The sequence below is a fragment of the Tepidiforma sp. genome (assembly GCF_034433535.1).
Taxonomy (GTDB): domain Bacteria; phylum Chloroflexota; class Dehalococcoidia; order Tepidiformales; family Tepidiformaceae; genus Tepidiforma.
This window is the reverse complement of the sequence record NZ_DAOUAO010000089.1, coordinates 1-8,623: the sequence shown is the minus strand read 5'-3', so window position 1 is coordinate 8,623 and position 8,623 is coordinate 1. Positions and strand designations below refer to the sequence as shown.

9 protein-coding genes are annotated in these 8,623 nt (G+C 71.5%); 3 read left to right on the top strand and 6 right to left on the bottom strand.

Annotation, left to right across the window (positions count from 1 at the left end):
* The coding region (locus VAE46_RS05075) for a sensor histidine kinase (protein ID WP_322795833.1) at nt 1–792 on the top strand (792 nt) is incomplete at its 5' end.
* On the opposite strand, the gene VAE46_RS05070 is transcribed toward VAE46_RS05075, so the two are convergent.
* Both VAE46_RS05070 and VAE46_RS05065 read right to left on the bottom strand, forming a co-directional pair.
* A complete protein-coding gene (locus tag VAE46_RS05070) occupies nt 789–1,028 on the bottom strand; it encodes a hypothetical protein (protein WP_322795832.1) in 240 nt (79 codons plus the stop codon). The genes VAE46_RS05075 and VAE46_RS05070 overlap by 4 nt on opposite strands.
* A 112-nt stretch (nt 1,029–1,140) precedes the next feature.
* Complete coding sequence (locus VAE46_RS05065) at nt 1,141–2,082, bottom strand: diacylglycerol/lipid kinase family protein (protein WP_322795831.1); 942 nt, start codon at nt 2,080–2,082, stop codon at nt 1,141–1,143.
* 125 nt (nt 2,083–2,207) lie between these two features.
* On the opposite strand from VAE46_RS05065, the gene VAE46_RS05060 reads away from it, so the two are divergent.
* Nucleotides 2,208–3,059 carry a VOC family protein gene (locus tag VAE46_RS05060; protein ID WP_322795830.1) on the top strand — a complete coding sequence of 284 codons (852 nt, stop codon included), beginning with the start codon at nt 2,208–2,210 and terminating at the stop codon, nt 3,057–3,059.
* A gap of 4 nt (nt 3,060–3,063) precedes the next feature.
* On the opposite strand, the gene VAE46_RS05055 is transcribed toward VAE46_RS05060, so the two are convergent.
* The 4 genes from VAE46_RS05055 to VAE46_RS05040 are packed head-to-tail and all read right to left on the bottom strand — an operon-like array spanning nt 3,064 to nt 7,267.
* The gene (locus VAE46_RS05055; RefSeq protein ID WP_322795829.1) at nt 3,064–3,510 is read right to left on the bottom strand and encodes a pyridoxamine 5'-phosphate oxidase family protein; all 447 of its coding nucleotides are present in this window, start codon (nt 3,508–3,510) and stop codon (nt 3,064–3,066) included.
* 24 nt (nt 3,511–3,534) lie between these two features.
* Nucleotides 3,535–4,521: an ABC transporter ATP-binding protein gene (locus tag VAE46_RS05050; RefSeq protein WP_322795828.1), complete on the bottom strand. Its 987-nt coding sequence runs from the start codon at nt 4,519–4,521 to the stop codon at nt 3,535–3,537.
* A 46-nt stretch (nt 4,522–4,567) separates the two neighbouring features.
* The gene (locus VAE46_RS05045; RefSeq protein ID WP_322795827.1) at nt 4,568–6,133 is read right to left on the bottom strand and encodes an iron ABC transporter permease; all 1,566 of its coding nucleotides are present in this window, start codon (nt 6,131–6,133) and stop codon (nt 4,568–4,570) included.
* Nucleotides 6,134–6,169: 36 nt separating this feature from the next.
* Entirely contained in the window at nt 6,170–7,267 is a 1,098-nt protein-coding gene (locus VAE46_RS05040; RefSeq protein ID WP_322795826.1) for an iron ABC transporter substrate-binding protein, read from the bottom strand.
* Between the two features lie 199 nt (nt 7,268–7,466).
* Here VAE46_RS05040 and dnaN point away from each other — a divergent pair.
* The coding region (dnaN, locus tag VAE46_RS05035; protein ID WP_322795825.1) for a DNA polymerase III subunit beta at nt 7,467–8,623 on the top strand (1,157 nt) is incomplete at its 3' end.

The following is an 8,623-nucleotide window of genomic DNA, read 5'->3' as shown; positions in this document are numbered from 1 at the left end:
ATCATCGGCAGCGCGCGGGATATCAGCGACCGCCGCAAGGCCGAGGCGGCGCTGCTGCAGGCGCAGAAGCTCGAAAGCCTCGGCGTGCTGGCCGGCGGCATCGCGCACGATTTCAACAACCTGCTCACGACGATCATGGGCAACCTCTACCTCGCCCGCTCGGGCCTGCCGGAGGACAGCCCGCTTCGGGCCTACCTCGACGATGCGGCCACGGCCAGCGAGCGCGGGGCCAGCCTGATCCAGAAGCTGCTCACCTTCAGCCGGCCCTCGGTGGCGGCGCGCGAGCCGGTCTCGCTCGGGCGGCTCATCGCGGAGACGGCGGCGCTCGTGCGCCCCATGCTCGTGCCGAACATCACGCTCACCATCAGCACCGAACCGAGCGACGACACGGTCGAGGGGGAGTTCGGCGCGCTGCAGCAGGTCCTGCTCAACCTCATCCTCAATGCGCGCGACGCGATGCCGGAAGGCGGCGAGCTGACCATCGAGCGGCGGCGGGTGCAGCTGCGCGATGAGCCGCTCTGGGCGCAGCGCGGGCTGCTCCCCGGCGCCTACCACGAAGTGCGCGTGCGCGATACGGGGCCGGGCATCCCTCGCGAAGTCCTCAACCGCATCTTCGACCCCTTCTTCACGACGAAGCCGCCGGGCAAGGGCACGGGGCTCGGCCTTTCCACGGCGCTCAGCATCGTCCGGGCCCACGGCGGCTGGCTCGAAGCGGAGAGCGAAGAGGGGCAGGGCAGCACGTTCCGCATCCTGCTGCCCGTGGCCGGCGGGAGCGCCCCGGGAGCGGTCTAGCCGCCCTGGATGCTGACCATGAACTCGAGGCGGTCGCCGTCGTCGAGCGGGTCGTGCAGCTTCGCCTGGGCGTCGTTGACGATGACCATGACGGCCTCGGCATCGACCTCCGAGAAGCCTTCATCGAGGAAGACCTGGAGCGGCGTGAGGCCGGGCTGCCAGGCCACCTCCGTCACCGGCTGCTTCGAACGCGTGCGCTTGATCAGCGTGGGGAACCACTTCACCTGGATGCTCATGCGCGTAGCGTACGCGACGAGGAGGGAAGGGGAGAGGGGGAGAGGGGGAGAGGGACCGCCTCCCGGCTCCCGGGCCGGGGCGAGGGACGGGCGGGGCTCCCGGCTCCCACCTTCAACCTCCCACCTCCCACCTCCCACCTCCCACCACCCCGGGCAGGGGGCCGGCGGGGAGGCTGACGCGCAGGGCCCGGTGGGCCACCCGGAAGGTCATCGGCGTGACCCCGATGGGGTCGCCATCGAGCTGGACCGGGAACCCCGGCGTCTCGAAGACCAGCTCCGGCGTCCGTTCGGAGACGATGCTGCTGCCCTGGCGAGCGCCGGCCGCGACCCGCGCCGCGAGGGCCGCCGCCGGGAGGAGCCCGCTCGGGCAGAAGGCGATGAGGTCGAGCAGGCCGTCATCGATGACGGCGCCGGGGGTCAGCTGGATGCGGCCGCCGTAGAGCCGCGAATTGCCGAGCACCATCCAGGCGAACGGCCCCGCGCGGCGTCCGGCCGGCGTGGACCATGCCGCCGGCTTCACGCGCAGGGCCGGCAGGTGGAGCAGCCCCTCGAGGATGTAGGCGAGGTCGCCAGCGACGCGCTTAAGGCGAGGGTTCACCCGGGCGGCGATCTCGGCGTCCCAGCCGATGCCGGCCATCAGGAGGAAGGGGTGCCCATCCGCGAGGCCGAGGTCGATGGCCGCGGTTTGCCCGGCAAGGTGGCACTCGAAGGCCGCGCGGATACCCCGCGGGATGCCAGCCTCGCGCGCCCAGATGTTGACCGTCCCGGCCGGCACCGCCGCCAGCGCCGTGTACGAACCGGCGAGGCCCCCCGCTGCGGCGCGCAGGCTGCCATCGCCGCCGACCACCAAGCAGAGCGCATCGCCGCGTTCGGCCGAGGCCCGGGCAGCTGCGGTCGCGGCCTCCGGGGTTTCGGGCACGGAAAGATGGACCGTGAGCCCGCGGCGTTCGAGGTAGCGGGCGGCCCGGGCCGGGTCGAACCGGCGGACGCCCCGCGCCGCGGGGTTGACGACCAGCGCAGCGCTGCGGGGAGTGGCTGGGGCGGGCTCGGACATGGCACGTGCTGCGCGTCGCAGGGGCAACGGCGCCACCGGCAGTATAGCCGCCGGGGCGATTGCCGCCCGCGCCCGGCGGCCCGTAGGATGGGCGCACCTTCCCCATCCGTCGCCGGAGTGAGCGCATGCTGCCCATCAAACGCCTCGACCACGTCTCCATGGCCGCGCCCCGCTGGCAGCCCCAGGCCCAGTGGCTGGAGCGGGTGCTCGGGTTTCGCTTCCTGCACAGCTGGGAGCCGAACGAGGGCCAGGATTTCGATGGCTGCGTGACCCAGGTGCCGGGCACGAACATGGAGTTCGAGGTGATTTCGCCGGCGCGGCCGGGCAGCTTCGTGCAGAAGTTCCTCGATGAGCAGGGCCCCGGGCTGCACCACATCACGCTCGAGGTGGAGGATATCCACGCGGCGGCCGCTGAGCTGGAGCGGCTCGGCATTCGCCCGTTCGGCGGCGTGACCGACGACGGCAGCTGGTATGTGACCTACATCCACCCGAAGGACTCGGGCGGCATCCTCTGGCAGCTGTTCGTGGCCCACCGCCCGGCGCCCCAGGTCGACCGCAGCACCACGGGCGGCGCCGTCGGGCTCGTGCGCGCTGACCACGTCTCGATGGCGGTGCCGGATATCGAACGGCAGATCGCCTTCCAGCAGCGCGTCTTCGGCATGGAGGTGCTCTCCCGCTGGACGGATGAGCAGCAGGGCTATTCCGGGTGCGAACTCTCGGTCCCGGGGAGCCAGCTGAAATTCGAAATCATCGCGCCGACGCGGCCGGACAGCTTCGTGCAGAAGTTCCTCGACTCGCGGCGGCCGGGCATGCACCACGTGACCTGCCAGGTAGAGTCGGTGGAGCGGGCGGCAGCGGCGCTGCGCGCGCAGGGGATCGAACCGTGGGGCGGCATCATCGAGAGCGACTGGCACCGCCACACGTTCATCCACCCGCGGGACTCAGGCGGGGTGCTGTTCCAGCTGTTCGAGGAGTAGGGGATCAGGCGAGCGACTTCGGCCGCCGCTCCACGAAATCGAGGATGCGCCAGCGGCGGGGCGTGATCGTGATGCGCACCTGCCGCTTTACCCGGCCCTCCATCCGCGCGAGGTAGCCTTCGGCCGCCGACCCGAGGAACCGCCGCACAATCGCCGGGTACTCCGGGGCCATGCCCTCGACCGGCTCGACCGCCGCTTCGCCTTCGACCAGCAGGACCCGGTAGGGCGGCCGGTCGGTATCGAGCGTGAAGGCCACCTTCGGGTTCGCCGCCAGGTGCCGCACCTTTTCGGCCTTCGGCCCGGTGATCACGGTGAAGCGGCCATCGGCATACTGCCACCAGATGGGGACCACCTTCGGCTGTCCGGAGGCAGTCACGTACGCGAGCCGCATGAGGGGCGGCTCGCGCAGCAGGGCGGCAACCACGGCGTCATCGGCGGGGAAGGCATCCATGCGGGGAGGGTAGCACGCCCGCACTCACCCCGCCCGGGCGGGCGGGAAGGGCACCGCCGGCACGGCCAGCCCCACCCCGAGCGATTCGCCGGCCCCGGCGAGCGCCGCCGAGGCGGCGGCCATCACCAGGCGGGTTCCGCCGAGGTCGAGGTCGAGCCGGGTGACTGCACCCTCAAACCGGCGGGCGACCACCCGCGCCTCGACGCCGCCCGGCCGGGGGACGAGCCACTCCGGCCGGATGAGGAGGTCGCACGCGCCGCGGAAGGGCCGGGCGAGCGGCACCGCGCCCAGCGCCGAACGGGCCGCGGCGCCATCACCCTCCCCGGGGATGAACTGGGCATCGCCGCCGTAGCCGGCAGCGAGGCGGGTCGCGGGGGCGAAGTAGAGCGCGCGCGGCGTCGCGACCTCGATGATCTCGCCCGCCTCCATCACGGCGATGCGGTCGGCAACGGCCATGGCGTCGGCGCGGTCGTGGGTCACCAGCAGGGCCGTCATCCCCTGCGCGCGGAGCAGCGCGGCGACCTCATCGCGCACCTGCACGCGGAGGCCGGCATCGAGGTTCGAAAACGGCTCATCGAGCAGCAGCACGCGGGGGCGCGGCGCGAGCGAGCGGAGCAGGGCGACGCGCTGCTGCTGGCCGCCCGAGAGCTGGTGGGGGTAGCGGCGCCCGAGGCCTTCGAGGTGGGCCAGCCGGAGCAGCTCTTCCACACGGCCGCGTTCGCCGCGGGGCAGCCCGTAGCCGATGTTGCCGGCGACGGTGAGGTTCGGGAAGAGGGCGTACTCCTGGAAGACGAGGCCGACGCTGCGGCGGTGGGCGGGCACATGGCGCCGCGGGGTTTCGACGACCTCGCCGGCGATCGCGATCTCGCCGGCGCTCACCCGTTCGAAGCCGGCAATGGCGCGCAAAAGCGTGGTCTTGCCGCTGCCGCTGCGCCCGAGGATGGCCAGCAGCTCGCCGGGGGCGAGGGTGAGCGTGGCATCGTGGACGGCGCGGAAGCTGCCGTAGTGCACATCGACCCCGCTGAGGCGCAGGGCCGCGACATCCGGGCCAGTGGCGTCAGGATTCGATGGCTGCAGGGTCGCCTCTCCAGGCCAGTACTGCGAGGGGGATGAGCGCCAGCCCGATAAGCAGCAGGGCAGGCAGCGCAGCACCAGCATACAGGGCATCGCTCGTTCGGCCCCAGATGAGCCCGGGCAGGGTTTCGTAGCCGGGCGGCGAAAGCAGCAGGGTCGCCGGCAGCTCCTTCAGCACCGTCAGGAAGACGAGTGCCCCGGCCGCGGCCATCCCCGGCCGGGCGAGCGGGATGGTAACGGTCGCGAGGACGCGCAGCGGGGGCCGCCCGAGGGAGGTGCCGGCCTCCTCCAGGCGCCGCGGCAGGCGGAGGAGGTTCGCCCGCAGCGCCGAGAGCGCGTTCGGCACGAAGAGCACGAGGTAGGCGAAGAGCAGCATCCAGGTGGTCTGGTAGAGCGGCCGGGCGTAGCGGATGCCGAAGAAGACGACCGAGAGGGCCACCACCAGGGCGGGGAGCGCGTGGGTGAGGTAGCTGGCCTGCTCGAGCGCGCTCGCCGCGCGGCCGCCGTAGCGGGCGGCGAGGATCGCCAGCGGCAGCGCCAGGGCCACGGTCAGCGCCCCGGCGGCGAGTGCCATGGTGAGCGAGTGGCGGCCGGCTTCGCCCACATCGGGGAAGTTTGCGCCGACCTGCAGGCCGCGCACCAGCCAGTAGCCGAGCACCCCCAGCGGAAGGCCGAGCCCGGTGAGCGCGATGCCGGTGAGGAAGAGGACCGACGGCCAGCGCCAGCGCCCGAGCGGGACCGGCCGCGGCGGCGCGGTACGGCGCGAGGGCTGGATATCGGCGCGGCGGCGGAGCGCCAGTTCGCCCGCGAGGATGACCGCGGCGACCACGACCAGCACGCAGGAGAGCACCGCCGCGCGGGTGCGGTCGAAGGAGGCCTGGTATTCGAGGAAGATCTCGCGGGTAAAGGTGGTGTAGTTGAGCGTGGCCACGCCGCCGAAATCGCTCAGCACATAGAGGATGACGAGGAGCAGCCCGGCGGCGAGCGCCGGCACCAGCCCGGGCAGCACCACGCGGAAGAAGGTCGGCCAGGGCGCGACCCCGAGCGAGCGGGAGGCCTCCTCTTCGGCCACGCTCGCAGTCGAGAGCGCGCCGCGCAGGACGAGGTAGACGTAGGGGAAGCTGACCGCCGAGAGGGTGAGGGCAGCGCCCCAGAGGCCGTAGATCTCCGGCAGGCGGTCGACGCCGAACGGTTCGAGCCAGCCCTGGAGGATGCCGCGCGGGCCGAGGAATTCGACCACCGTCATGCCCATCACGTACGAGGGGACGGCCAGCGGCGCCGCCATGAGGACCGACCACCAGCGCCGGCCGGGGAGGTCGGTGCGGGTGGTGAGCCAGGCCGCCGGCAGGGCGACGAGCACGCAGGCCACGGCCACGACCAGCGACAGCTGGAGGGAGCGGAACAGGAGGGGCCAGGCGGCCTCGCTGAGCACCTCCCGCCAGGGCGCCCAGCCGCGCTCGGTGCCGCGCCGGAAGAGGTACCAGGCCGGGATGAAGGTGGCGACCACGACCCCGAGCCCCGGCAGCCAGAGGGCCGCCGGGGCTCGCATCGCCGGTGGCCGCCGGTGGACGGCCATGGCGCTTCGCTACTGGAGGGCGCCGACCTTGCGGAGCAGTGCGAGCGTGCCCTGCAGGTCGTCGAGGTCCGTGAGGTCGATGGCCGGGGGCTCGAGCGTGTCGAGGGCCGGCAGGCGCGGGTCGGCCTGCACGCCCGCTACCAGCGGGTACTCAAAGGTCTGCTCGGCGAAGTACTTTTGCCCCTGCTCGGAGAGGAGGTATTCGACGAAGGCCTGGGCGGCGGGCTTGTTCTTCGAGGTCTTGAGGATGCCGGCGCCGGCGATGTTGACGAGCGAGCCGGGGTCGCCGGGGGCGGTGTAGTGGTTGCGGGCAGCGAAGCCCTCGCCCTGGTCGCGGATGAAGCCCCAGAGGTAGTAGTGGTTCACCAGGCCGAGCTTGATTTCGCCGGCGGCAACGGCCGAGACGATCGCGCGGTTGTCCTTATAGAGCTTCACATCGTTGGCGATCATGTCGCGCAGCCAATTTTCGGCGGCGGCTTCGCCCTCGAGCACCCGCAGGGCGGTGACGAAGGCCTGGAACGAGGCGTTCGTCGGCGCCCAGCCAACCTGACCCTTCCATTTCGGGTCGGTGAGCTGCTTCACGGAGGTGGGAAGGTCGGCGATGTTGAGCGAGGTGTTGTAGGCGATGACGCGGGCGCGGCCGGAGACGCCGACCCAGGTGCCATCCTTGGCGCGGTAGGCGGCCGGCACCTTTTCGAGCAGGCTGGCGGGCAGGGGCTCGAAGCGGCCCGCCTTCGTCATCGCGCCGAGGGCGCCGGCATCCTGGGCGAAGAAGACATCGGCGGGGGAGGCCGAGCCTTCCTCGGCGAGCAGGGCGGCGAGCTGAGCCGAATCGCCGTACTTCACGTTGACCTGGATGCCGGTGTCCTTCGTGAACTGCTCGAAGAACGGCTTGACCAGCGATTCGCCGCGCCCGGAGTAGACGGTGATGCTGCCGGAGGGCTTCGGCGTGGGCGTGGGGGTGGCGGCGGGGGCGGTGGTCGTCGCGGCGGCCGGGGCCGTGCCAGCGGACTCGCCGGCATCGTCGTCGTCATCGCCGCCGCAGGCGAGGGCGATGAGCGGGACGGCCGCGAGCACGGCAAAGAAGAAAAGACGCAGGAGTTTCATGGGCCGAGGCAATGCTCCGTTCAAAGATTTGCTTCAGAGAAGAAGTTAGGTATGCCTAACTCATGGGTCAAGCGTAGCCCATGTCGTGCGTGCGGAGTCGAACCATGCGGCGCCGGCGGCAGCGCCGCGGCGGTCACCGCCCCGGCCGGGGCTCGCCAGCGGGGCCGGGCGGCCCCTATAATCACGCCGGATCCGCGAAATGGATCAGGCGGGTAAGCACATGAAAGTCCAGGTCCTCCAGGAAAACCTCCAGCGCGGCCTCAGCATCGTCGGCCGGGCCGTGGCCACCCGGGCCACCATCCCGATCATCTCGAACGTCCTCCTTCAGACCGAGGACGGGCGGCTGAAGCTGGCAGCCACGGACCTCGACATTTCGATCGTCGCCTGGGTGGGCGCGAAGGTGGATGAGCCGGGCGCGACGACCGTCCCCTCCCGCCTGATCAGCGATTTCGTGGCCAACCTGCCCGCCGCCACCGTCTCCATTGAGGTCCCCGCCAGCGGGCGGCAGGTTCGACTCGAGTGCGCCCGCAACGATTCGACCATCCACGCCATGGATGCGGCCGACTTCCCGCGCATCCCCGAGATCCGCGATGGCGTCAGCGTGCGGTTCGACCCTAAGGCCCTGCGCCGCGCCATCGAGCGGGTGGAGTTCGCCGCCGCGACCGATGATTCGCGCCCGGTGCTGACCGGCGTCAGCTTCAAGAGCGACGGCCCGCGGCTGACCCTCGCCGCGGCGGACGGCTTCCGCCTGGCCGTGGCCGATATTACGCTCGAGGAATCGCCGGCGGAGCCGATCGACGTGATCGTGCCGGCGCGGGCCCTGCGCGAGCTCTCGCGGCTCATCGGGGATTCGAGCCTGCCGGTGGAGATGCGCATCAACCCGCAGCGTTCGCAGGTCCTCTTCGAATGGGACGACGTGCAGATGGTGGCCCAGCTGATCCAGGGCACCTTCCCGAACTACAACCAGCTCATCCCGGCGCAGTTCAACACGCGGGTGGTGGTGAGCGTGGATGAGTTCAAGCGGGAGACGCGGATTGCGGCGATCTTCGCGCGCGACGGGAGCGGGATCATCCGCCTGCAGATGCAGCCGGGCGAGGGGGGGATGCCGGGCCAGCTGGTGATCAGCGCCCGCGCCGATGAAGTGGGCGACAACGAAGGCCGCCTCGATGCGAAGGTGGAGGGCGAAGCCTCGCGCATTGCCTTCAACAGCCGCTACCTGCAGGACGTGCTGAACGTGCTGAGCGGCAACGTGGCGCTCGAGATGACGAGCCCCTCGGCGCAAGGTGTCTTCCGCCCGGTGGACGAAAACGGCATTGCCGAGCCCGGCTACGTGCACGTGGTGATGCCGATGTTCGT